Consider the following 22,201-nt stretch of genomic DNA (forward strand, 5'->3'; position numbering starts at 1 on the left):
CTAACCCAGTGCCGCGCGGGATCGGGATGACCGCACGCGGACGTCTTTCGGCCGACCGGCGGTGACCCCGGCCGGTACGACGAGTCGTTGGATGATACTGAAGACCGCTTCCGAGACCAGCGCGAGCACGACCACGAGAATGGAGCCAGCGAGCATCTCGTCGTACTTGTTGGTTTTGAGCCCGAGGAAGATGAAATGCCCGAGCCCGCCGCCGCCGATGTAGTCCGCGAGGGTTGCAGTGGCGATGACCTGCAAAGATGCCGAGCGCAGGCCGCCGATAAGCAGAGGGAGGCCGAGCGGCAGCTCGACCTTCCGTACGATCTGCCATTCGGTCATCCCGACGGCCCTTGCCGCATCGATTGTTCCGCGTTCCACCGCTTCGAAACCTGAATACGCTCCGGCCAGGATCGACGGAATCGCAAGCACCACCAGGGCGATCACCGGCGCCTCGAGCCCGATCCCGATGCTGAGAGCGAGGATGGCGATCAGGCCGAGCGTTGGCAGGGCGCGAACCCCGCCGGAGAGACCCACAGCCAGGGCACGTCCGCGGCCGGTGTGTCCGACGAGATACCCGACAGGAATTGCGATCACCGCGGCGATCAGAAGCACCAGCCCGCTGATCGCGAGATGCTGGAGCAATCGAACGTCGATGCCGTTGAGTCCGCCGTAATGCGCCAGATCTAATATCCAGGCGAATCCTTCGCCGAGCAGGTTCACGCGATCGCCGCCCTGCGTGAAGCGCGCTGCGCGCGACGACTCGGTATCGCCGAGACTCGCGACCACGGCATGAGCAGGCGACCGATCAGCACGATGAGCCCGTCGAGGACGAGTGCAATGGCGACGGTCAGTACGATCCCCGTCCAGATCTCTTCAGGAATATTCCGCTGGATGCCGTCGGTGAACAGCAGCCCCAGACACTTGATCCCGAGGACCGCTCCGACGGTCGTCAAGCTAACGGTGCTCACCGCAACCACGCGAAGACCCGCGACGAGCACCGGGCCAGACAACGGCAGCTCAACGCGCCAGAACCTGCCTCCGCTCGAAAACCCGACAGCGGACGCGGACTGCCGGATGTCGGCGTCAACGGAGGCGAGCCCGTCGGCCGTCACTCGCACCAACAGCGCGATGCCATAGAGCGTCAAACCGATGACGACATTGATCGGATCCTGATACCCAGTGCCGATGAAAGTCGGCAGCGCGATGAAGAGTGGCAGGGAGGGGATGGCGTAGAGGAGTCCGCCGATGGTGAGCAGCACACCGCGACTCCAGCGGTAGCGGTTCGCCACCCATCCGATGGGAACGGAGATGATGAAACTCAGCACGATCGGCGGGAGCGCGATCGCGAGGTGGGCGAGAATCAACTGCCCGATCAGGTCGAGGTTGTTGAGAATCCAGGTCACGAGCTCGAGCCGTCCACCGAACTCACCAGCACCCCGGCGGCACGACCCTCGCCGTCGACGAGGATCTCACCCCGCGGGGTCTTCTTGATGCTCAGCGCTCGCTTGCCGCGTTCGGCACCGATAAAACTCGCGACGAATTCGTTCGCCGGATCGGCCAGGATCTCCGTGGGCGAACCCACCTGGGCGATGCGCCCACCCTTTTCCAGGATGACCACCTGGTCACCGAGCAGGAATGCCTCGTCGATGTCGTGGGTCACGAACACCACTGTCTTGTCGAGCTCGCGCTGCAACCGGATGAGTTCTACCTGCAGTTCGGCGCGCACGATCGGATCGACAGCGCCGAAGGGCTCGTCCATGAGCAGGATGTTGGGATTGGCCGCAAGCCCCCTGGCCACACCGACCCGCTGCTGCTGGCCGCCGGAGAGCTGGCTCGGATAACGCTCGGCGAGGTCGCGGTCGAGACCGACGGTGTCGAGCAGTGTCAGCGCCTGTTCGCGAGCCTGCTTCTTCGCCACGCCGTTGAGTACCGGAACCGTCGCCACGTTGTCGACGACTTTGAGGTGCGGGAGCAGTCCGGAGTTCTGCATCACATAACCGATGCGACGACGCAACGCCACCGGCTCGAGCTTCGAGGTGTCTTCCCCGTCGATCTCGATCTGACCGGATGTCGGGTCTACCATGCGGTTGATCATCCGCAGAAGGGTCGTCTTTCCCGACCCTGACGACCCGACGAAAACCGTCGTCTTGCGGGAAGGGAGAACGAGGCTGAAATCATCGACGGCGACAGTCCCGTCGGGAAACTGTTTCGTGACACTACGGAATTCGATCATTGGGGCGGCTCATTCCTCGTGGACTCCACGAATCGACACTTGCCGGGCTGTTGAACTCAACACTATTTGCCACGTCCGTCATTCCAGGGTGCCCCAGATTACGATCCGCTGACATCCTCCGTTTTTTAGGCGACGACCGACTGCCTAGTGGAACATACGCCCACGAAACCCAGGCGCCTAGCCCTTGACAGACTCCCCATAGACGGTCACCAGGTAGCTGTGCACGATCGATCGGGCCTCGACGATAAACCGCTCGTCACCGTTGCGTTCGTGAGCGAAGGCCCGCGCGAGCAGGGAATCGGCGACATCGATGCCGACCTCGACATGAAAAGCCAGGTCTTTCGTCGGCAGGTCGAACCTTTCGGCGAGGCCGGCCGCGATCGTCTGGGCGACCACGGCGCTGCCAGGATGAGCGGATGCCGCTGGACGGATGTCGAGAACGTCACCGAGTCGCAGGGAGCGATATCCGACCTCGCTGCGGAAGGCATCGACGATCGTATCGATCACGGCGGTGATCGCCTCTCCCCAGTTCTCGTGCTTCGGATCACGGACCGCCGTGTTCGCGTGCTCGATGAATCTCTGGAGGAAGCGAGCGCTCAGGCTCTGCAGCAGCACGATGCGGTCGGGAAAGTAGCGGTATACCGTTCCGATCGAGGCTCCCGCACGCTCAGCCACCATGGCGGTCGTGAGGCGCTCGTAGCCGATCTCGTCGATAATCGCCGCTGCGGCATCCAGGAGCCCGGCAAGGCGCGCAGTGCTGCGTGCCTGCACCGGTTCGTTTCTCAATAGAGCAGAACCGTCTAATGCGGTCTCTGCCAGGTTCTGTGCGGCCACGGCGACTCCTCTTTTTGTCAGATCGAATCCTATCGTGCCCCCGAGACGGGGGCGCCGTGAGATTGCGTCACTGATCGTTATCAAAGCGATTTGTCAGAAATGACGGGTCTGTACACCCCGGAAAGAACAGCGAGCGCAAGGCTCTGGATGCCAAACGTGAAAGACTTGGCACATGGTCAGGACCCGAGAGACGTCCGCTGGCGCCTCAGGGGCGGAACCGATCCTTCATTTCGCCGCTCGCGTTGACGACTCAGTCCACGAGTTTCGCGAGAAGCGAGCCCGCAAACGCGGCCATACACCGACAGTGATTCCCTACACCGGTTATGGCGCCCCCGGGTGGGTGAGGGTGCTCTGCAGGGTGTTGCTCACGAAGCCGACCCCCTCGGATGACGGCGTGCGGTACAAGAAGATTCGGGGATGGCGCAGCTTCACCAGCGTGCCGGTGAACGATGTCGCCGTGATCATCGTCGTCGGTGATGTGGAAGAACGAGTGATGGCTGACCGCGGCGGAGTTGTGGATGCCGTCATCATGGTGGATCTCTCCCCGGGCTGGCACAACATCACGATCCGAACCGACGGCTCGGAGTCGGTGGATGCGTCCGTCTTCGTCATCGATCCGGCCATACGCATCGGGCTCATCTCCGACATCGACGACACCGTGATGGTCACCGCTCTCCCCCGACCGTTCCTTGCGGCCTGGAACACTTTCGTGCTCGACGAGCACGCCCGGCGACCGGTGCCGGGGATGGCAGTCCTCTACGAGCGACTGACACGTGAGCACCAGGGAATGCCGGTGTTCTACCTGTCAACCGGCGCGTGGAATGTCGCGCCGACGCTCAGTCGTTTCCTGTCTCGCAACCTCTACCCGCAGGGAGCACTTCTCCTCACCGACTGGGGACCGACCCACGACCGCTGGTTCCGCAGCGGTCGCGCGCACAAGGTCGAGACGCTGCAGCGGCTGGCCCGCGAGTTTCCCGCCATGCGATGGCTGCTGGTTGGCGACGATGGACAGCACGACGAAGAAATCTACCGCGATTTCGCCGCGAGTCATCCCCAGAGCGTCGAAGCGGTGGCCATACGCCAACTGTCCAATAGCGAGGCGGTTCTCGCCGGAGGCCGCAGCAAGATGGAGGCACGCGCCGCCGGACCGTCGGCACCCTGGGTCTATGCCCCGGACGGCGCTGGTCTCGCCGAGCGTCTCAGCGACGCTGATATCCGGTGATTGCTTCTCCTGAGAGCCTAAAAAATAGCTTTACAAGCCATTTATCCCTTGTATAGTTGTTTATATGTCTTTTACATCCGAGCAACTATCCGGCGATGATTGGGAGCAGCGAGTGGGCGAGCAGTTTCGCGCTCTCCGCCTGAGGAGCGGATTCGACCAGGCCGGCCTCGCCGAAGCATCCGGAGTCAGCCTGGGAGCGGTGAAGAACCTGGAACACGGCAAAGGATCCACCCTCAAGACCCTGGTGAAGGTCGCTCGCTCACTCGACCGCTCGGAGTGGCTACTCGAGATCGCTCCACCCGTCACGGTGAGCCCGATCGAGATCCTGCGTTCCGGTCGACAGCGCCAGCGCAACAGGGTCTACCGCCCCCGGGGAGGCAACAGCTAAATGTATTACCCGGTCGACGCCGTCGAAGTACTGGCATGGGGCGAACGCGTGGGAGCCATCGCCCTCGATCCCGCGCTCGGCTACTACGTTTTCGAGTACTACCCGGAGTGGAAAAGGAAAGAGATCGAACTGGCGCCGCTTCATGCCCCGCTCTCCGGGTCGAGCTTCGTCTTCCCTTCGCTCCCCGAGTCGACGTACTACCGGCTCCCACCTTTCATCGCAGACTCGCTGCCCGACGATTTCGGCAATGCTCTCATCGACGCCTACCTCGCGCAGCAGGGCCTCCGTCGAGCGGATGTCACGGCCCTCGATCGCTTGGCCTACATGGCATCCCGGGCCATGGGCGCCCTCGAATTCCGACCGAGCCGCGGGCCGCGCCACCGCAGGTCGAGCGCCGTGGAACTCGCCGATCTCGTCGAGGGAGCGCGATCGGTGCTCGGCGGCACTTTCGCCGGCGACCGCGAGACGGAGGCAGCCCTGCAGAGCCTCATCCAGGTCGGGACCTCCGCGGGTGGCGCGCGGGCGAAAGCGGTCATCGCCTGGAACCGCGAGACGAACGAGATCCGCTCAGGACAGCTTCCCGCCGATCCCGGTTTCGAGTACTGGCTGATCAAACTGGACGGCATCGGTGCTGACACCGAACTCGGCTCAGGCGGCCTGTATGGGCGCATCGAATATGCCTACTACCTCATGGCAGGCGCGGCGGGGATCACCATGACCGAGTGTCGGCTGCTCGAGGAGAACGGCAGGGCCCACTTCATGACCAGGCGTTTCGACCGGGTCACCGGCCGGGACTCCGCCGCCCATAAGGTGCACACCCTCACGCTCTGCGGCATCGCCCATCTCGACTTCCGCCAGCGTGGAACCCACGACTACAGCCAGTACTTCCAGGTCATCGACGAACTTGGCATGGGGCCAGGTGCGCGCGAGGAAGCCTTCCGTCGCATGGTGTTCAATGTGCTCGCCCGCAACTGCGACGACCACACCAAGAACTTCTCTTTCGTACTCGATCCATCGGATGGAGCGGAATGGCAGCTCTCCCCCGCCTATGACATCACTTTCGCCTACAACCCGAACGGCGAGTGGACCTACCAGCACCTGATGTCGGTCAACGGCAGGTTCGCCGGGATCACGCGGGATGACATGCTCGCCGTCGCGGATCGCTTCCAGGTGCCGCGGGCACGCGCCGTCATCCGAGAGGTCGTCGCCGCCGTCGGGCAGTGGACGGAGTTCGCGCAACAGGCCGGTGTCGAGCCCGCACAGGCCACCGAGATCGGCGCCGTCTATCCCGACCTCGAGTGATAGACCTGAGTCATGATCGATCGCATGTCCGACGGCTCGGCCGGTGACGCCGACTACAGCAGGATCGGTGAGGGTTACGCGCTCATCCGGCAACCCGACCCGCGAATAGCTGCGCAGATCCTCGATGCTCTCGGCGACGCTCAGACCGTGCTGAATGTGGGAGCGGGCGCCGGATCTTACGAACCCGTCGATCGCGACGTCACCGCTGTCGAACCCTCGGCCTCGATGAGGGCCCAGCGTCCGACGCACCTGTCGCGGGCCATCGATGCGACAGCCGACGACCTGCCATTCGACGACGATAGCTTCGACGCGAGCATGGCGAGCGTCACCGTGCACCAGTGGCCTGACCTCGCGCGCGGGCTCGGCGAGATGCGGCGCGTCTCACGAGGCGCAGTGGTCATCCTGACCTTCGATCCGGTGCCCCCTGAGCACTGGTGGCTGATGGATTACGCACCGGAACTTATCGAGGTCGAGAACCGCCGGATGCCATCCATCGCGGCGATCCAATCGGCACTCGGTGGCACCACGGAGGTGCGTAGAGTTATGGTTCCGCACGATTGCATCGACGGGTTCGGGCAGGCCTTCTTCGCGCGACCCGAACGGCTAGTCGAACCCGCTGTGCGTCGGGCGATGTCTGCCTGGAGCTTCGTTCCGGAGGGTGTCATCGCCCGGTTCGAGCGGGAATTGCGCTCCGACCTCGAGTCCGGAGAGTGGGAGGCGCGCTACGGCGAATTCCGCACCCTCGACGAGTTCGACGCGGGACTGCGGCTCGTGATCGGTCGTCCCTAGCGCCAGGACGTCGGTCCGGCTGAGCCCGCACGATAGCTGTCGAGCGGAGTGGCGTCCTTGCGCCACGCGCTGAGAATAGGGCCGACGATGCGCCAGCATTCCTCGACGGCATCCGCCCGCACGGACAGGGTCGCATCGTCAGAAAGCAGGCCGTGGAGTACCTCGCCGTAAGGTCCGAGTTCCCCTGCCGCGAAGTCGACATCGAGTTTCACACGATCGAGGCTGAAGGGGTCTCCTTCGCCGTTGATATTCAGGTCGAGTTCGATGGTGTCCGGATTCAAACCGATACGCAGCTGCGCAGGGCCCGTCCTGCCGGTGAATCCGTATGGCCGGTGCGGTACATCCTTGAGAGTGATGATGATCTCCTGGCGTCTGGTCGCGAGGGCCTTGCCTGAGCGCAGGTGGATCGGCACGCCAGCCCAGCGCCAGTTCTCGATGCCGACGGTGACCTCCGCGAGGGTTTCTGTACCGAGGGAAGGATCGACGCCCGGTTCTTTGTCATAGGCAGGCAGCTTGCGACCCTCGATAGTGCCGGCACTGTAGCGCGCCCGACGACCGGCCGTCGCCGCGTCGCCCTTCCACGGATGGGTAGCCCGAAGCACCTGCGCCATCGATCCACGGAGATCTTCTGCATCGAGGCTCGAGGGTGGTTCCATGGCCACGAGCGCCATCACCAGCAGGAGGTGGCTCTGGATCATGTCGACAAGCGCGCCGGCCTTGTCGTAGTAGCCGGCGCGACCTTCCAAGCCCAGAGTCTCGTCGAAAGTCACGTCGATGCGCGCGATGTGCTCCGCACTCCACACCTGTTCGAAGATACGGTTGGCAAAGCGCAGGCCGAGGAGATTAAGCACCGTCGACTTGCCGAGGAAGTGGTCCACCCGATGAATATGCTTCTCCGGCACCAGCTTGATCAACTGCCGGTTGAGCGCTTGCGCACTGCGCAGGTCGGTGCCGAACGGCTTCTCGAGCCCGAGAACCGTCCCGGTGGGCAGCTCGACCTTTTCCAGCGCGGAACAGGCGGCGATCGTGACCTTCGGCGGCAGCGCGAAGTAGAGGGCGGGCACGCCATGGACCGACTCCAGGATGCGCCGAAGATCATCCGGATTCGTCACATCGGCCTGCAGATACTCGCTGGTCGCCGCCACCGACTTGGGCAGTGCGCCGGTCGCGCCACCGGCCGCGAAGGACCCCGCCACACGCTTGTGCCACTGCGTGTCAGTCATCGGATCGAACCCCACACCGACCAGGTTCACCTCGTAGCCGCGCGAGCTGTCGAGGAGTTGCCCGAGCCCCGGGAGCAGTAGTCGTTGAGCGAGGTCTCCCCCGGCTCCGAGTATGACGAGAGTTCCGATGCGGTCAGACATGACCACAGGTTACCTCTGCAAGACTGAGGAAATGGCTCTACTCATTGAGGACTATGCCCTGATCGGCGACTGTCATACCGGCGCGCTGGTGGGCAGGGACGGGAGCATCGACTGGCTCTGTCTCCCCCGGTTCGACTCAGCGTCCACCTTCGGCGCCCTGCTCGGCACCGAGGATCACGGCCGCTGGCTCCTGGCTCCGAGAGATTCGGTCGTCGAAACCACCCGCAGCTACCGGGAAGACACCTTCATCCTGGTGACCCGATGGGTCACGGCCACGGGCGAGGTAGAGGTCACCGACCTGATGCCTCACGGTGATCGACGTGCCGACGTGATTCGGCGCATCAGGGGCATCAGCGGTTCCGTTCCCATGATGCAGGATGTGCGCATCCGCTTCGACTACTCCGGCGCGATTCCCTGGGTGAGGCAGGTCCGCGAGAAGAACGGACCAGCGCTGCTCGCTGTCGCAGGGCCTGACGCCGTCATCATCCGTGGTCCGCGGCTCACGCCGAACGACCATTCGCACACGTCCGATTTCGTCGTTCAGGAGGGTGAGACCGTCGATATGACCCTCACCTGGTTTCCTGCGCATCGGCAGCCGCCGGAGCCGATAAACGTTTCCCGACGCGTGGCGGCGACCGAGAAGTGGTGGAAAACCTGGGCGGCATCCTGCATTGCGTCCCCGGTGTATCACGACGAGGTACATCGTTCCATGCTCGTGCTGCGTGCCCTGACCCACGAAGACACCGGTGGTATCGTCGCTGCGGCGACCACGAGCCTTCCGGAGGAGTTCGGCGGCAACCGCAACTGGGACTACCGCTATGTCTGGCTGCGGGATGCCTCGCTCACGCTCAATGTTCTGCTGAACCATGGGTTCGCGGAGGAGGCAAACACCTGGCGTGGGTGGCTGTTACGTGCAGTCGCCGGAGACCCCTCGGACGTGCAGATCATGTACGGCCTGTCAGGTGAACGCCGACTCACCGAGTGGGAGGTCGACAGCCTTCCCGGTTACCGCGGAGCCGCGCCGGTTCGGGTCGGCAACGACGCTTGGCGCCAGTACCAGGGCGACATCTTCGGCGAGGTGATGCTTGCCCTGCAAGCCGCACGGCGTCTCGGCGTCGAAGAGGGCGAATTCTCCTGGCCACTGCAGCGCGCGCTGATGAGTTTCGTCGAGGAGAACTGGCGACGCCCCGACAATGGCATCTGGGAGATCCGTGGCCCGCAGCGCCACTTCACGCATTCGAGGGTGATGATCTGGGCAGCTTTTGACTGTGCGGTCAATGCGGTCACCGAGTTCGGTCTCGACGGACCTGTCGAGCGCTGGACGAAACTCCGCGACGAAGTGCGTGAGGAGATCGAGTCCCGCGGCTTCGACACGGTGCGCAACACCTACACGCAGTACTACGGGAGCATCGGCGTCGACGCCTCGCTACTGCAGCTCTCGCAGGTGGGCTACATCCCCGCAGACGACCCACGGATGCTGGGCACCGTCGCCGCGATCGAGGAGGAGTTGCTGCGCAACGGCCTCGTCATGCGTTACCAGACCGAATCAGGCGTGGACGGCCTGCCGTCCGGGGAGCATCCGTTCCTCGCCTGTTCGTTCTGGCTCGTCGAGCAGTATGCGCGCAGTGGCCGCACTGCGGATGCCACGACGCTGATGGATCGCCTCGTCGGTTTTGCCAACGACGTCGGACTCCTCAGCGAGGAGTACGACGTCGACGCCGGGCGCCAGGCCGGAAACACTCCGCAGGCGCTCAGCCATCTCGCGCTCGTGCGGGCGGCCGACGCGATCGCGGGAGCGGGTACGCCCTAGGTCTCAGACCGCAGCGCTCAGTTCGGCGAATTCATCGTCGCTGAGTGTCACGCCAGCGGCAGCGATGTTGTCGGCCAGATGGTCGAGGCTTGATGTTCCCGGGATGGGGAGCAGTACAGGCGAACGCTTGAGCAGCCAGGCGATCGCCAGCTGGGATGGCGTGGCATCGTGCTTCCTCGCGAGCGCGTCGAGGGGTCCGCCGGCCTTTGCGAGCTTTCCCGTGGCGAGCGGGAACCAGGGGATGAAGGCGATATCGTTCGCCTCGGCGAAGTCGAGCAGCGGCTCGGCGTCCCGTCGCGCGACGTTGAACAGGTTCTGAACCGAGACGATCGTGGCAATCTTCTGGGCAGCCTTCAGATCGTCGACCGAGACCTCGGAAAGTCCGATGTGACGGATCTTGCCCGCCCCCTGCATGGCCACCAGTTCGCCGAGCTGATCTTCGAGAGTCACCTTCGGGTCGATGCGGTGCAGCTGAAGGAGGTCGATCCGCTCGAGGCCAAGATGGCGGAGGCTGAGTTCAACCTGCTGGCGAAGGTATTCCGGCCGACCGACGGGGGTCCAGAGGTTGGGACCCTGACGGGTGAATCCGACCTTCGTGGCGATCACTAGGTCGTCGGCATAGGGATGCAGTGCCTCCTTGACCAGGAGGTCCGCGACGTTCGGTCCGTAGGCATCCGCAGTATCGATGAGGGTGACGCCGAGCTCGACGGCTTTTCGGAGCACCGCGACCGCATTCTCCGGATCACGCGACGGCCCCCAGACGCCGGCACCGGGGAGTTGCATGACCCCGTATCCGAGGCGGTTGACCGTGAGGTCGCCGCCGATTGAGAAGGTTCCGGATGCTGATGTCCTAGTAGTCGTCATAGCGCCAACGCTACGCCTCGCTGTTGGACATCGAAATTCATTGCCACGACCACGTTCTGAGTGCATTTTGCTGCTGTAGTGACTGAATTGGCTACGCATTCGGCGCAGGACAGACAACATCTTCCGGCGCGCCCCCAAACTGGGGTGCCACAGTGCTTGCCCCACCAACGGGGGCCTGTTAGATTCATCTCTGTCGACCTGCTTGTCCCCCTAATGACGGACAGGACGACATGCTGTTCATGTACCCGACATGAACCGTTCCTTACCCGAGAGGAACAGCCAGCATGCTTGCTGTGCTCAACGCCGTACCCGCGGCACACACTGCGATAACCCTTCCCCTGGTGCTGACGGTCGCGCTCGCGACCGTCGCCTTGGTGGGTGTCGCCGTCTACGTTCGGCGTGCACGCCGCAACGGCAGACTCACTGGCGTCACCGCCACCGCAAGCGGCGTCTCCGCTGCCGGAATCCTAGCGAGCGCGCTTCTTGTCAGCGTCGCTCTCGGCAGCGCGGGCGCCGCTTCGGCGAGTACTCCCACACAGCACAGCGATACACCATCCGTGCAGGCTCCTGTCTCCGATGACCTGAGCGGGTACCAGCTCACCACCGAATAAAGCGCTCCCTGCATCAGTCTCCGTGCCTCAGTACTAGCGGGCGTTACTCTGGGTGGATGCGACTGATCGCTTCCCTGCGAGCATCGTCTCGTAGCTCACTACTCCAGGTTCTCAAGACCTCCGTCGCAGCCATCCTCGCGTGGTTGATCTGCGTCATCACCCTGAACCAGCCGCTGCCGATCTTCGCCGCGATCGCGGCACTCCTCGTCGTGCAGCCGAGCGTCAACCAGTCACTTGCCAAGGGTGTCGAGCGCAGCGTCGGCGTGATCTTCGGCGTCATGCTCGCCTATGCAGCCAGCCTGCTGTTCGGCCACTCCAGCTGGATCGTGCTCAGCATCATCGTCGTCTCACTCCTCCTCGCCTGGGCGCTTCGTCTGTCGCCGGGTTCCGCAAACCAGATCCCGATCAGTGCCATGCTCGTGCTGGCTATCGGGGTACAAACACCCGGCTATGCGGTCAATCGCATTATCGAGACCGTGATCGGTGCTGTCGTCGGGCTGCTGGTGAACCTCGCGATCGTGCCGCCGGTGCTGCTCACACCCGCGCACTCTGCAGTCGCGAAACTCGCATCAGGGGTGGCATCCACACTTCGGGCGCTTGCCAAATCGCTGAGAAGTCCACGCACCTCGGTGCAACTCGACAGCATGCTCGTCGACGCGCGGGCATTGAGACCGCAGCGCGACGCGGCCGCCGAGGCTCTGACCCTCGCCGAAGAGAGTCTCACGCTCAATCCGCGCGGCGGAAGGCATCGCACCATCCTTGAGCGCGACCGGGAGTTGCTGGCCTCGCTGTCCATCCTCGTGACGAGGGTGCTCGGTATGGCGAGGGCACTTCGCGATCGCTATGACCCCGACCTGCACGAGGATCCGGTCGTGGCATCCATCGCTCTCGAACTGGATCGTGCCGCCCACGACCTGATGTTGCTGGCTCGTGACCCGCGCCCCGCAGCCGCCCAGCGCGAAGATCCCGACCCCGTCACCGCCGAGTTGCCGGCCCTCACCGCGCCGCTGGTCATCACGAAACCCGACGCAGAACACTGGATCCTAGTCGGCTCGTTGATGGAAGACCTGCGGCGGGTGCGCGAGGAGATCATCGGCGGCACCGACTGATGGCGCGCGCTGTGCCCGACGGCTACGGACCGCTCGAACTCGTCACGGATGCCGCGACTCTCGGCCTCGCCATCACCACCGTGTCCAGTTCTCTTGGCACCTGCGTCGCCCGCCACACCCCGCAGCGAAGTTCGGTGCGCGCCACCATCTTTCTGCACGGGGCCGCCGGATCGTGGACCACCTGGACTCCCCTGCTCCAGACCGCGACCGCACTCGGCATCGAACTCGGTGACGCCGTAGTGCTTGATCTGCCTGGCTGGGGCGATGCCGTGCTCTCCGACGACCGGAGCGACCACACGGTGCTGGCCATCTGCACCCTGGTCAAGGAGGTGGCCGAGCAGCTCGGCTACACCGAATGGGACCTGGTCGGGCATTCGCTCGGCGGATTCGTGGCACTGCACATGGCATCCATCTGGCCGCAGTGTGTGCTCTCGGTCGGTATGGTCTCCGGCACCACGTTCTCGGTGATGCACAGCGTCGAGCATCCATTTCGTCGCTTCGGAGAACTGCCGGGGTTCACAATGCTGTGGCGGGTCATGCAGTTTCTTGCCATGCTCGGTTCGGCCGGCCCCGCGATCGTCCGCGGCATTCAGCGGGTCGGCCTCCTGAGGCCCGCGACCTTCCCGCTTTTCCGGCATTGGAGACGGGTGCCAAAGTCCCAGGCCGCCGCTCTCGCGCGGGAGATCAGGCCGCGCTCCTTCGCCGCCGCGGCAGAGGTCACCCGTGGCTACGACGCCGACGGCATGTGGGCATCGATCGAATGCCCCGTGCGTGCGACCAAGGGCGACCGCGATGTCTTCGTCACCCAGGAGGACCTCGACCATCTCGGCCGCCTCCTGCCAGACAGCGTTCGCACCGTCGTCTCCGACTGCGGACATTTCGGCGCCGTCGAACGACCGGTGGAGACGCTCGTGGCGCTCGGGTACAGCCTTACGCTGCGCCGAGATCCAGCCAGCTGAGGGTGGCGAACTCCTCGTGGCCGAGGCCTAGGGTGTCGGAGGCCGTGGCGACCGCGGAACGGACGTTCGCGGCATCCGCCCCCTCTTTGATCACGACGTCGAGCCCGGCCGGGGTGCCGATCGACTTGGAGAAGCGGATCACCAGGATGGAGCCGTCCTCGCTCGCCCCGGCGACATGCCAACGGCTCGCGAACAGCGCGAGTACTCCCCTGCCACGCCAGACGAACTCGTCGTGCTTCCAGCGATCGGTACCCAGGAGCTTCCTGTCGGCACCCGTCGTCGTCTTCCAGCCGACGGTGTCTTTCAGAACAAGGGGCGCGGAACTCTTCAACTCGTAGGTGAAGGTCGGAGCCAGCCGCCGGTCGCCCAGCCACATCGGAAAGTTCGTGGCCCCGATGCGCCACGTACCCGGCAACAATCGAGCAAGGTCGTCGGCGGTCAGTACGGTGGGCATTCGATCAACTTAGCGGCCTCCGCTGGGCGTAGCGTTAGTGCGTGCACGCGATTACCGTTCCCCACTCGGGCGGACCAGAAACCCTCACCCTTTCCCAGCTCCCCGACCCGATTGCCGGTCACGGCGAAGTGCTCATCGAGGTCGCCGCCGCCGGGGTGAACAGGGCGGACATCTCCCAGCGGGCAGGTGCCTATCCGCCGCCCGCGGGAGCATCTCCAGTGCCGGGGCTCGAGGTATCCGGCGTTATCCTCGAGCTCGGTGCCGGCGTCAGCGGATGGAGCGTGGGAGACCGCGTCTGCGCTCTGCTTCCCGGCGGAGGCTACGCATCGCGTGCCGTGGCCAGCGCCGGACACCTGCTGCCCGTGTCGGAATCCCTGGACCTTGTTGATGCCGCCGGCCTCCCGGAGGCGATCGCGACAGTCTGGTCAAACGTTGTGATGATCGCCGGCCTTCTGTCGGGAGAGACCTTCCTGGTGCACGGGGGTTCGAGCGGTATCGGAACCATGGCGATCCAGCTCGCCCGGGCCCTCGGCTGCGTCGTGGCCACCACGGCCGGGAGCAGACAGAAGCTGCAGGCCTGCGAAGAGCTGGGCGCCGGGATCCTCATCGACTATCGCGAAGAGGATTTCGTCGAGCGTCTTCTCGACGCCACGGACCGCCGCGGCGCCGACGTGATCCTCGACACCATCGGTGGCGACTACTTCGAGCGCAATCTGCGATCGCTCGCGCCGCACGGTCGGCTCGCCATGATCGCCAACCAGAGCGGCACCCATGGCGTGGCGAACATCGGGCTCATCACCAGCAGGTGGTTGAGCGTCTATGGTTCTGTGCTGCGCGCACGACCTGCACGCGAGAAGGACGAGATCATCGCGAGCGTGCTGGCCAACGTCTGGCCGCTGGTGGAGTCCGGGCAGATCGTCCCAGTCGTCCACGAGCGTTTCGCTTTCAGCGAGGCCGCCCGTGCACACGAGACGATGGAGGCATCCACTCATATCGGGAAGCTGCTGCTCATCCCTTAACCGCACCGCCGAGGCCTACGCTCCTGAGGAACAATCGCTGGAATACCAGGAACAGGATGATCGGGATGAGCGTGGAGATCGCGAGCGCCGCGAGGTAGACGTCGAGTTCGATCGCCTTCTGGAGGGTCGGCAGGCGCACCGACAGCGGCTGCACGGCGGGATCTCTGAGCACCAGGAGCGGCCAGAGATAGTCCTTCCACGCGTTGATGATCGCGAATACCGAGACCACGCCCAGAATCGGACGCGACATCGGCAGAACTATCGACCAGAACAGCCGGAATGGACCGGCGCCATCGGTGCGCGCCGCCTCGAAGACCTCGCGCGGAAGGTTGTCGAAGAATCGCTTCACCAGCAGGATGTTGAAAGCGTTGGCACCGGCAGGCAGCCAGACCGCCCAGAAGGTGTTGATGAGCGAGGTACCGATGATCGGCGGATGCAGAATCGTGAGGTAGAGCGGAACCAGCAGCACCACGGCCGGCACGAAGAGGGTACCGAGCACGAGGGCGTTGATCACAGCGGCATACTTCGGTTTGAGCACCGAGAGTGCGTATCCTCCGGTCGACGCCACCAGTATCTGCAGGAGCCACGAGCCGAGCGCCACCCAGAGCGTATTGACGAACTGCACGTCGATGTGAACTGTCGACCAGGCAGTGGCCAGGTTCGCCCAGTCCACGCCGTGCGGAAAGATCGCCATTGGTGTGCGGAGGGTGTCCTGCGTCGGGGTGATGGCCGATTTGGCCAGCCACAGGATCGGTCCGAGCCCAGCGCCGATGAGCAGCACGAGCAGTACGATCTGGCTGGTGCCGAGTGGGAAGCGCACGCTCGTGCGGCGCCAGTCCGCTGGCGAGGCTATGCCGCGGTCTTCCGCCTCCTTAGCCGGTCGACGCTTCCTGGCAGGCCGGGGCGATACGAGCGCCATCGGGCTGGAGTCGAGGGCATCCCGCACGGGCAGTGGCGTCTCGTCCGCGTCGTTGGTGAGACGGGTCTCTGTGCTGGTCAATTGGTGCTCCAGGCCTTGGTCGCCTTGAAGTACACCCAGGACAGCACGGCGAGGAACACGGCGAGCATGATGCTCAGCGCGGTCGCGGCACCGTAGTTGCCGCCGAGGCTGTTCTGGAAGGCATAGCGATAGATGAGTTGCAGGATCGTCACCGTCGAATTGGCCGGACCACCGCCGGTGAAGAGGAAGGGTTCGAGAAAGACCTGCGAGGTGCCGATGATCTGCAGGATCAGGGTGATCAAGAGCACCCCGCGCAGCTGCGGGAGCGTCACGTGCCAGATCTTGCGCAAGATCGACGCGCCGTCCACCTCCGCGGCGTCATAGAGCTCTGGGGCGACTCCGCTGAGTGCCGCGAGATAGATGATGATCGTGCCGCCAGCCGCCGCCCAGGTCGCCTCAAGTACCAGCGAGGGCATCGCGGATGCCGCGGACTGGATCCACGGCTGCGGACCGATACCCACCCAGCTCAGCATCACGTTGAACACCCCGGTCGGGCTCGCGTCGTAGAAGAATTTCCAGAGCAGCACCGCCACCACCGGCGGCACCACGACGGGCAAGTAGGCCAGGGCGCTGAAGACACCCTTCCACTTGCGCACCTCGCTCATCAGCACAGCGACGATGAGCGGGACGGGGTATCCGAATACCAGGGCGAGAACCGCGAAATAGCCGGTGTTCTTCACCGCGGTGAGGAAGAGCGGATCGCCGAGCACCCTGGCGAAGTTGTCCCAGCCCACGAAGATGGCCGGCGTTACGAGGTTGGTCTTCTGGAAGCTCATGTCCACCGCCTGCACGATCGGCCACCAGGAGAAGGCGCCGAAGATGAAAAGCAGCGGCAGCAGGAAGATGAGATTGCTCAGTCCCCCGCCCCGTATCCAGGTCATCGGTGTGCGACGCGGGCGAAGAGGAGTGGATGCCGCGGCCTTGGCGATTGTGGTCATGAGAAGCGGTTCTTTCGTCGGTGAGCAGAGGCCGGGGCTGGTGGGAGCGGATGTCGCGCCAGCCCCGACGGTGTCGTGGAGTTATCAGCCCGCGTCGACGATGGCCTGTACATCGGTGGTGGCCTGCTTGAGCAGGGCATCGATGTCGGCGTTCTTGTTCGTCAGCACGGCTTGCACGACGGTGTCGAGCGCTCCGTAGAGTTCCTGCGTGTGGGCGGACGGCTCACCGATCGGCTTCTGGTCGTAGATTCCGTTCGTGAAACCCTTCATCTGGTCGAGCGGCACGTTGATGTAGCTCTTGATCCAGCCCTGTGAGGTGTCGAGGGTCGCCTTGTCGAAGATCGGCAGGGCCGGCACGCCGACCGGTTGCGAACTCGCGTCGAGGGTCTTCGCATCGAGTACGGCCGCGCTCTTCACGGTGAGCTTCTTCATGTAGTAGAAGTCCATCCATTTGACCGCTGCCGCCTTCTGCGCGTCAGTGGCCTTGACGTTCACGGCGGCGATCGTTCCGCCACCGAGCGTTCCGGCCTTCGATCCGTCCATCGGCACGACAGTCATGCCGTAATCCTTCGGGTTGAGGTTCTGCGCCTGCACCAGGTTGGTGTAGATGTCGGAACCGCTGGTGTACATGCCGATCTGCCCGGCGCCGAATGCCTGGTTGATCGAACCCCAGTCGTAGAGGAAGTTACTGCCGAGCGAGTTGTCTTCCCAGCGCATCGCCTTCAGCAGCTCGAGCGACTTCTTGGTGCCGGGGTTGTCCAGGCTGACCGTGGTCTTGCCGCCCTTGGTGGTCTCAACAGCGCCGCCGTGGGCGTAGGTCGCCGTCGTCAGCTGCCATCCGCCCGTGTTGTTCTGGGTCATCTGCATGTAACCCGCCTGCCCCGTTTTCTCCGAGATCTTCTTGGCGTCGGTGCGAACCTGGTCCCAGGTCGTCGGTGGCTTGTCGGGATCGAGCCCCGCGGCGGTGAAGAGCGCACGGTTGTAGTGCAGGGCGCTGCCGTAGGCCGCGGTCGGCAGGCCGAAGATGTTGCCGCTGCCGTCCTGGGCTGCGGAGAGTACATTCGGGTTGAACTTGTCGGCGTAGGGCAGCGCCTTCACCAGGGAGCTGATGTCGGCGAGCTGGCCGTTCTCGATGAGGGTCTTACCGTCGGTGAAGGGGATGGTGAAGACGTCGGGCAGCGTGCCGCCCGCGAGTTGGGCTGCGAAGGTCGGGCCGGTCCACTCGTACTCTTCGGCTTTGACAGTGATGGTGGGATTGGCTTTTTCGAACTGCTTGACCTGGGCATCGAAGGCGTCGAAGGCCGCCTGTTTGCTGCCGGGGATGAGACTGACGACGGAAATCGAGACCTTTCCGTTCGCCGCCGGTGTCGCGCTGCACCCGGCGAGGGCTGCAACGGTCGCGAGAACGGCGATACCGGCTGCTGCGACCTTGATTGCTGACTTCATTGTCTTGCCTTTCTGTGGTTGTGAGAGGTGCTTCGGTGGTGCATTGCGTGTTCGAGACACGGAACGCTGTTCTCCGGCGGCTAGTGCTGTGTCCGTAGCCACACCGTGGAGTCTGGAGGGAGCCGTCCGAAGACGAACTGCGTCGAACTGAGGAGGATGCTGTCGTGTTCCGGCAGCTCGATCGGGGCGATTGAGAGGTTGGTCATGCTGAGAAAGCCCGGGCCGCGCGAGAAGCACAGCACCCCGTCACCGGCTTCGACCCAGGCGAAATCGGACTCGGTCAACGCCGCGACATGACGACGGATGCGGAGTGCCTCGCGATAGAGACAGAGCATCGAGCCCTGGTCGCTCTCCTGCTCCTCCACGGTGAGCCTGGCCCAGCTCTCCGGCTGCGGGAGCCACGGCTCGGCTGCTCCCGCCGGACCGAAGCCGAGCCCGGCCGCGGTCCCGCGCCACGGCAAGGGCACTCGGCATCCGTCCCGGCCCGGATCGACGCCGTTCGACCGGAAGTGCATCGGGTCCTGGATCAGCCCGGCGGGAATATCTTCAGCCTCCGGGAGGCCGAGCTCGTCGCCCTGGTAGATGTAGAGCGACCCGGGAAGGGCTGCGGTGAGCAGCGCGGCGGCGCGAGCCCGGCTCGTGCCGAGTTCGAGATCGGTCGGGGTACCGAAGCGTTTGGCGGTGAAGGCGAAGGAGGAATCCTCCCTGCCGTACCGGGTGACCGGCCGGGTCACGTCGTGGTTGGACAGCACCCAGGTGGACGGCGCGCCGACCGGAGCGTGGGCGGCGAGGGTCGTGTCGATGGAGGCACGCAGGTTCGCGGCATCCCATGGCCGTGCCATGAAGTCAAAGTTGAAAGCGGTGTGCAGCTCGTCGGGTCGCAGGTACTTGGCGAAACGCTCGATATCCGGCAGCCAGATCTCCCCCACCAGGCTGCGAGCACCGGCATAGGAGTCAGCCACCGCTCGCCAGCCGCGATAGATATCGTGCAGCTCGTCGCGATCGACCGTCGGATGCTGGCCGGGCAGCGGATTCTCCGGAACCTCCGGCAGGTTCTCGTCTTTCACCAGCAGTGCGGCCGAATCGATGCGCACACCCGCGACACCGCGGTCGAACCAAAACCGAAGCACGTCTTCGAATTCGCGACGCACATCGGGGTGGTTCCAGTTGAGGTCCGGCTGCTCGGGCGTGAAGAGGTGCAGGTACCACTGTCCAGGCGTGCCATCAGGGTTCGTCGTGCGCGTCCAGGTCTCTCCCTGGAAATCGGAGACCCAGCGGGTAGGGATGCCGTCTCCATTCGGTCCGCGACCATCGCGGAACCAGAAGCGCTCGCGCTCCGGCGAGCCAGGGGCCGCCGCCAGTGCCGCCCTGAACCACGGATGCTGGTCGGAGACGTGATTGGGAACGACATCGATGATCGTGCGGATGCCGAGTTCGAGAGCCTCACGGATGAGCGCCTCAGCCTGGGCCAGCTCTCCGAAGGACGGGTTGATCGCACGGTAGTCGGCAACGTCGTATCCGCCGTCGGCCAGCGGTGAGGCGTACCAGGGGGTGAACCAGATCGCGACCACGCCGAGATCGCGCAGGTAGCCGAGCCGTGAACGCACACCGGCGAGGTCACCGGTCCCGTCGCCGTCGCCGTCGGCGAAGCTGCGGATGTAGATCTGGTAGACGACGGCGCTTCGCCACCAATCAGGATCGCTGGTATTCGGCGACACGATCGTCGTCTGGCTCAGCGGTGCTGATTCACCCATGGAGGCTGGGGCGAAAGGGGTGCGGACCGAATCCACGTGCTGCTCTTTCCTGTCAACGCCAGTGTTGGCATCGCGTTTTTACGCGCTGCCCGCAGGCATTGAAGGAAATGTAGCTTTAATGATAGATCAACGCAAGAACTAAACAAATAGCAAGAAAATTACGTTACTTTGCGTGTGCTTGCGGGTGAAGGCGCCGGTCCGGTCGAGGCCCGGACCACGAGTTCCGGCTCGAAAAGGAATTCGTCGCTGACCATGTCCGCTCCGGAGATCTGCGCCACCAGGAGTTCGATCACCATGCGTCCCATCGGCTCGATCGGCTGGCGCACCGTGGTGAGCGGCGGATCGATGGCGTTCATCAGTGCGGAGTCGTCGAAACCGATGACGGAGATGTCCTGCGGTACTCGCAGACCAGCACGGCGCACCGCGCGAATGGCACCGAGTGCGAGAGGATCGCTCGCACAGAGGATGGCGGTCACTCCCGCCGCGAGAAGCCTCGACGCGCCAGCCTGGCCGGCCTCGAGAGAATAGCGAGACTGCACTATCTGGTCGTCGTCGAAGGCCAGGCTGAGGAAATCGGCCACCCGACGGGCTGCGGCGAGTTTGCGCAGCGACGGGATGTGGTCGGCCGGCCCGAGCAAGAGTCCGATACGCGTGTGACCGAGCTGGTGCAGGTGGGCGATGGCCTGCTCAGCAGCCACCGCGTCATCCGTCGACACCGTCGCGAAGCCCAGGCCGGCGATCGGAGCGTTGACCAGCACCGTCGGCAGATTGAGATCCGAAAGTCGTGCGAAGTGCTCGTGCGGGGCATTCTGTTGCGTGTACTGGCCGCCGACGAACACCACGCCGGAGACCTGCTGCTGGATGAGCAGCTCCACATACTCCGCCTCGCTGATTCCACCCGCGCTCTGCGTGCACAATACGGGCGTGTAGCCGTTCTGCGCGAGCGCGCCCCCGACCACCTCTCCGAAAGCCGGGAAGATCGGGTTGTTCAGTTCGGGGAGAAAGAGTCCAACCAGCCTGGCCCGCTCACCGCGGAGCTTGGTCGGTCGCTCGTAACCGAGCACGTCGAGAGCGGTGAGCACCGTCTGCCTGGTGGCCTCCGAGACCCCGGGCTTCTCGTTGAGCACACGGCTCACGGTGGCCTCGCTGACCCCGACTTTTCGCGCAACCTCTGCAAGCCTCTTCGACATGTACGAATCTTACGCAAGTCAACGCAAGAAGTTGCAGGAAACTCGCCAACTATCATTGATGGATGCCGAACACCGTGGTCTCGCTGGCCCGCTCCAGCCATCCCGGCCCCGGCGTCGCGGTCAGCATTGTGGCCGTCGTGCTCGGAGCCGGGCTCGGGCTCGAGCCGTGGAGGCTCGTCATCCTGGGTGTCGCGTTCTTGCTCAACCAGGTCTCAGTCGGACTGTCGAACGACTGGATCGATGCCGACCGCGACCGGGCGGTCGGGCGCATCGACAAACCGGTGGCCCTGGGGCAGATCGACGCCGCCACGGTTCGCAACACGGCTTTCGCGACGGCGGCGCTGGCCATCCTGCTGACGCTGCCGCTCGGCCTGTGGGCGACGGTCGCCAATGCTGTCTTCATCGTCTCTGCCTGGCTGTACAACGCCGGGCTCAAGAACACGCCGATCTCGGTGCTCCCCTACATCGTCAGTTTCGGGCTGCTCCCCATGATCGTGGCACTCTCCCTATCTGTTCCCGCTCTCGCAGCCCCGTGGGCGCTGGGGCTGGGTGCGCTACTCGGCGTCGCGGCCCACTTCGCGAACGTGCTGCCCGATCTCGCCGACGACGAGCGCACCGGCATCCGGGGGCTCCCCCATCGACTGGGGCGCCGCGTATCCGGAGTCGTCATCTTCCTCTCCCTGGCTCTCGGTGGGCTACTCGCCTTTTTCGGCCCCGCCGGCGACAGGACAGCACTGGAGGGGGTGGGACTCGTACTCACCCTGCTGCTGGCCGTCGGAATCGCAGTGGTACTGCGGCGACCGCCGACCCGACTGCTCTTCCAGCTGATCATTGCGGCGGCCCTGGTCAACGTCGTGCTGCTCGCTTTCAGCGGCGGACGCATCCTGCTGCCGTAGCCCCTGCCGCGCACGCTTCGGC

Annotated in this window: 22 protein-coding genes; 10 read left to right on the forward strand and 12 right to left on the reverse strand. The window is 64.4% G+C overall.

Annotation, left to right across the window (positions count from 1 at the left end; translation table 11 throughout):
* The 4 genes from ABIB56_RS11470 to ABIB56_RS11485 form a co-directional block, all read right to left on the reverse strand.
* The gene (locus ABIB56_RS11470; RefSeq protein WP_354569345.1) at positions 1-783 is read right to left on the reverse strand and encodes an ABC transporter permease; all 783 of its coding nucleotides are present in this window, start codon (positions 781-783) and stop codon (positions 1-3) included.
* Positions 714-1,400 carry an ABC transporter permease gene (locus ABIB56_RS11475; protein ID WP_354569346.1) on the reverse strand — a complete coding sequence of 229 codons (687 nt, stop codon included), beginning with the start codon at positions 1,398-1,400 and terminating at the stop codon, positions 714-716. Before ABIB56_RS11475 ends, ABIB56_RS11470 begins: the two co-directional genes overlap by 70 nt.
* Positions 1,397-2,230 (reverse strand): ABC transporter ATP-binding protein, encoded by an 834-nt coding sequence (locus tag ABIB56_RS11480; protein ID WP_354569347.1) that lies wholly within the window; start codon positions 2,228-2,230, stop codon positions 1,397-1,399. The genes ABIB56_RS11475 and ABIB56_RS11480 overlap by 4 nt, the downstream gene beginning before the upstream one ends.
* Before the next feature lie 177 nt (positions 2,231-2,407).
* The gene (locus ABIB56_RS11485) at positions 2,408-3,064 is read right to left on the reverse strand and encodes a TetR/AcrR family transcriptional regulator (RefSeq protein WP_354569348.1); all 657 of its coding nucleotides are present in this window, start codon (positions 3,062-3,064) and stop codon (positions 2,408-2,410) included.
* Positions 3,065-3,236: 172 nt separating this feature from the next.
* Between ABIB56_RS11485 and ABIB56_RS11490 the strand changes: the two genes are divergently transcribed.
* The 4 genes from ABIB56_RS11490 (at position 3,237) to ABIB56_RS11505 (ending at position 6,765) form a co-directional block, all read left to right on the forward strand.
* On the forward strand, positions 3,237-4,286 hold the full coding sequence (locus tag ABIB56_RS11490) for an App1 family protein phosphatidate phosphatase (protein WP_354569349.1): 1,050 nt from the start codon (positions 3,237-3,239) through the stop codon (positions 4,284-4,286).
* Between the two features lie 64 nt (positions 4,287-4,350).
* Positions 4,351-4,674 carry a helix-turn-helix domain-containing protein gene (locus ABIB56_RS11495; protein ID WP_354569350.1) on the forward strand — a complete coding sequence of 108 codons (324 nt, stop codon included), beginning with the start codon at positions 4,351-4,353 and terminating at the stop codon, positions 4,672-4,674.
* The gene (locus ABIB56_RS11500) at positions 4,675-5,976 is read left to right on the forward strand and encodes a type II toxin-antitoxin system HipA family toxin (RefSeq protein ID WP_354569351.1); all 1,302 of its coding nucleotides are present in this window, start codon (positions 4,675-4,677) and stop codon (positions 5,974-5,976) included.
* Positions 5,977-5,988: 12 nt separating this feature from the next.
* A complete protein-coding gene (locus ABIB56_RS11505; protein WP_354569352.1) occupies positions 5,989-6,765 on the forward strand; it encodes a class I SAM-dependent methyltransferase in 777 nt (258 codons plus the stop codon).
* Here ABIB56_RS11505 and ABIB56_RS11510 read toward each other — a convergent pair.
* A complete protein-coding gene (locus ABIB56_RS11510) occupies positions 6,762-8,129 on the reverse strand; it encodes a glucose-6-phosphate dehydrogenase (RefSeq protein ID WP_354569353.1) in 1,368 nt (455 codons plus the stop codon). The genes ABIB56_RS11505 and ABIB56_RS11510 overlap by 4 nt on opposite strands.
* 31 nt (positions 8,130-8,160) lie before the next feature.
* Between ABIB56_RS11510 and ABIB56_RS11515 the strand changes: the two genes are divergently transcribed.
* Positions 8,161-9,939, forward strand: a complete 1,779-nt coding sequence (locus ABIB56_RS11515; protein ID WP_354569354.1) for a glycoside hydrolase family 15 protein — start codon at positions 8,161-8,163, stop codon at positions 9,937-9,939.
* Positions 9,940-9,942: 3 nt separating this feature from the next.
* Here the strand turns inward: ABIB56_RS11515 and ABIB56_RS11520 are convergent, their stop codons facing one another.
* Positions 9,943-10,803, reverse strand: a complete 861-nt coding sequence (locus ABIB56_RS11520) for an aldo/keto reductase (RefSeq protein WP_354569355.1) — start codon at positions 10,801-10,803, stop codon at positions 9,943-9,945.
* Between the two features lie 284 nt (positions 10,804-11,087).
* Between ABIB56_RS11520 and ABIB56_RS11525 the strand changes: the two genes are divergently transcribed.
* From ABIB56_RS11525 to ABIB56_RS11535, 3 genes are read left to right on the forward strand one after another with little or no spacing between them, the layout of a single operon-like run.
* Positions 11,088-11,414, forward strand: a complete 327-nt coding sequence (locus tag ABIB56_RS11525; RefSeq protein ID WP_354569356.1) for a hypothetical protein — start codon at positions 11,088-11,090, stop codon at positions 11,412-11,414.
* A gap of 56 nt (positions 11,415-11,470) precedes the next feature.
* Positions 11,471-12,523 carry an FUSC family protein gene (locus ABIB56_RS11530; RefSeq protein ID WP_354569357.1) on the forward strand — a complete coding sequence of 351 codons (1,053 nt, stop codon included), beginning with the start codon at positions 11,471-11,473 and terminating at the stop codon, positions 12,521-12,523.
* Positions 12,523-13,482, forward strand: coding sequence for an alpha/beta fold hydrolase (locus tag ABIB56_RS11535; RefSeq protein ID WP_354569358.1), 960 nt, complete (start codon positions 12,523-12,525; stop codon positions 13,480-13,482). The genes ABIB56_RS11530 and ABIB56_RS11535 overlap by 1 nt, the downstream gene beginning before the upstream one ends.
* Here the strand turns inward: ABIB56_RS11535 and ABIB56_RS11540 are convergent.
* Positions 13,454-13,936, reverse strand: a complete 483-nt coding sequence (locus tag ABIB56_RS11540) for a hypothetical protein (protein WP_354569359.1) — start codon at positions 13,934-13,936, stop codon at positions 13,454-13,456. The genes ABIB56_RS11535 and ABIB56_RS11540 overlap by 29 nt on opposite strands.
* 41 nt (positions 13,937-13,977) lie before the next feature.
* On the opposite strand from ABIB56_RS11540, the gene ABIB56_RS11545 reads away from it, so the two are divergent.
* Entirely contained in the window at positions 13,978-14,955 is a 978-nt protein-coding gene (locus ABIB56_RS11545; protein ID WP_354569360.1) for an NAD(P)H-quinone oxidoreductase, read from the forward strand.
* On the opposite strand, the gene ABIB56_RS11550 is transcribed toward ABIB56_RS11545, so the two are convergent.
* The 5 genes from ABIB56_RS11550 to ABIB56_RS11570 form a co-directional block, all read right to left on the reverse strand.
* Positions 14,945-15,874 (reverse strand): carbohydrate ABC transporter permease, encoded by a 930-nt coding sequence (locus ABIB56_RS11550; protein WP_354569383.1) that lies wholly within the window; start codon positions 15,872-15,874, stop codon positions 14,945-14,947. The two genes, ABIB56_RS11545 and ABIB56_RS11550, sit on opposite strands and share 11 nt — an antisense overlap.
* A gap of 77 nt (positions 15,875-15,951) precedes the next feature.
* Positions 15,952-16,893: a carbohydrate ABC transporter permease gene (locus ABIB56_RS11555; protein ID WP_354569361.1), complete on the reverse strand. Its 942-nt coding sequence runs from the start codon at positions 16,891-16,893 to the stop codon at positions 15,952-15,954.
* 84 nt (positions 16,894-16,977) lie between these two features.
* On the reverse strand, positions 16,978-18,339 hold the full coding sequence (locus ABIB56_RS11560; protein ID WP_354569362.1) for an ABC transporter substrate-binding protein: 1,362 nt from the start codon (positions 18,337-18,339) through the stop codon (positions 16,978-16,980).
* A gap of 80 nt (positions 18,340-18,419) precedes the next feature.
* Positions 18,420-20,093: a glycoside hydrolase family 13 protein gene (locus ABIB56_RS11565; RefSeq protein WP_354569384.1), complete on the reverse strand. Its 1,674-nt coding sequence runs from the start codon at positions 20,091-20,093 to the stop codon at positions 18,420-18,422.
* Between the two features lie 158 nt (positions 20,094-20,251).
* The gene (locus ABIB56_RS11570; protein WP_354569363.1) at positions 20,252-21,283 is read right to left on the reverse strand and encodes a LacI family DNA-binding transcriptional regulator; all 1,032 of its coding nucleotides are present in this window, start codon (positions 21,281-21,283) and stop codon (positions 20,252-20,254) included.
* A gap of 62 nt (positions 21,284-21,345) precedes the next feature.
* Between ABIB56_RS11570 and ABIB56_RS11575 the strand changes: the two genes are divergently transcribed.
* Positions 21,346-22,179, forward strand: a complete 834-nt coding sequence (locus tag ABIB56_RS11575; RefSeq protein WP_354569364.1) for a UbiA family prenyltransferase — start codon at positions 21,346-21,348, stop codon at positions 22,177-22,179.
* Positions 22,180-22,201: the final 22 nt, after the last annotated feature.

This window comes from Glaciihabitans sp. UYNi722, assembly GCF_040549465.1.
In the GTDB taxonomy this organism is placed as follows: Bacteria; Actinomycetota; Actinomycetes; order Actinomycetales; family Microbacteriaceae; genus Lacisediminihabitans.

Excerpts from the sequence above, each read along its gene's own strand:
- ABIB56_RS11480 (WP_354569347.1), bottom strand. The coding sequence starts at position 2,230 with ATGATCGAATTCCGTAGTGTCACGAAACAGTTTCCCGACGGGACTGTC.
- ABIB56_RS11490 (WP_354569349.1), top strand. The coding sequence starts at position 3,237 with ATGGTCAGGACCCGAGAGACGTCCGCTGGCGCCTCAGGGGCGGAACCG.
- ABIB56_RS11495 (WP_354569350.1), top strand. The coding sequence starts at position 4,351 with ATGTCTTTTACATCCGAGCAACTATCCGGCGATGATTGGGAGCAGCGA.
- ABIB56_RS11500 (WP_354569351.1), top strand. The coding sequence starts at position 4,675 with ATGTATTACCCGGTCGACGCCGTCGAAGTACTGGCATGGGGCGAACGC.
- ABIB56_RS11505 (WP_354569352.1), top strand. The coding sequence starts at position 5,989 with ATGATCGATCGCATGTCCGACGGCTCGGCCGGTGACGCCGACTACAGC.
- ABIB56_RS11510 (WP_354569353.1), bottom strand. The coding sequence starts at position 8,129 with ATGTCTGACCGCATCGGAACTCTCGTCATACTCGGAGCCGGGGGAGAC.
- ABIB56_RS11515 (WP_354569354.1), top strand. The coding sequence starts at position 8,161 with ATGGCTCTACTCATTGAGGACTATGCCCTGATCGGCGACTGTCATACC.
- ABIB56_RS11520 (WP_354569355.1), bottom strand. The coding sequence starts at position 10,803 with ATGACGACTACTAGGACATCAGCATCCGGAACCTTCTCAATCGGCGGC.
- ABIB56_RS11525 (WP_354569356.1), top strand. The coding sequence starts at position 11,088 with ATGCTTGCTGTGCTCAACGCCGTACCCGCGGCACACACTGCGATAACC.
- ABIB56_RS11530 (WP_354569357.1), top strand. The coding sequence starts at position 11,471 with ATGCGACTGATCGCTTCCCTGCGAGCATCGTCTCGTAGCTCACTACTC.
- ABIB56_RS11535 (WP_354569358.1), top strand. The coding sequence starts at position 12,523 with ATGGCGCGCGCTGTGCCCGACGGCTACGGACCGCTCGAACTCGTCACG.
- ABIB56_RS11540 (WP_354569359.1), bottom strand. The coding sequence starts at position 13,936 with ATGCCCACCGTACTGACCGCCGACGACCTTGCTCGATTGTTGCCGGGT.
- ABIB56_RS11550 (WP_354569383.1), bottom strand. The coding sequence starts at position 15,874 with ATGGCGCTCGTATCGCCCCGGCCTGCCAGGAAGCGTCGACCGGCTAAG.
- ABIB56_RS11555 (WP_354569361.1), bottom strand. The coding sequence starts at position 16,893 with ATGACCACAATCGCCAAGGCCGCGGCATCCACTCCTCTTCGCCCGCGT.
- ABIB56_RS11560 (WP_354569362.1), bottom strand. The coding sequence starts at position 18,339 with ATGAAGTCAGCAATCAAGGTCGCAGCAGCCGGTATCGCCGTTCTCGCG.
- ABIB56_RS11565 (WP_354569384.1), bottom strand. The coding sequence starts at position 20,093 with ATGGGTGAATCAGCACCGCTGAGCCAGACGACGATCGTGTCGCCGAAT.
- ABIB56_RS11570 (WP_354569363.1), bottom strand. The coding sequence starts at position 21,283 with ATGTCGAAGAGGCTTGCAGAGGTTGCGCGAAAAGTCGGGGTCAGCGAG.
- ABIB56_RS11575 (WP_354569364.1), top strand. The coding sequence starts at position 21,346 with ATGCCGAACACCGTGGTCTCGCTGGCCCGCTCCAGCCATCCCGGCCCC.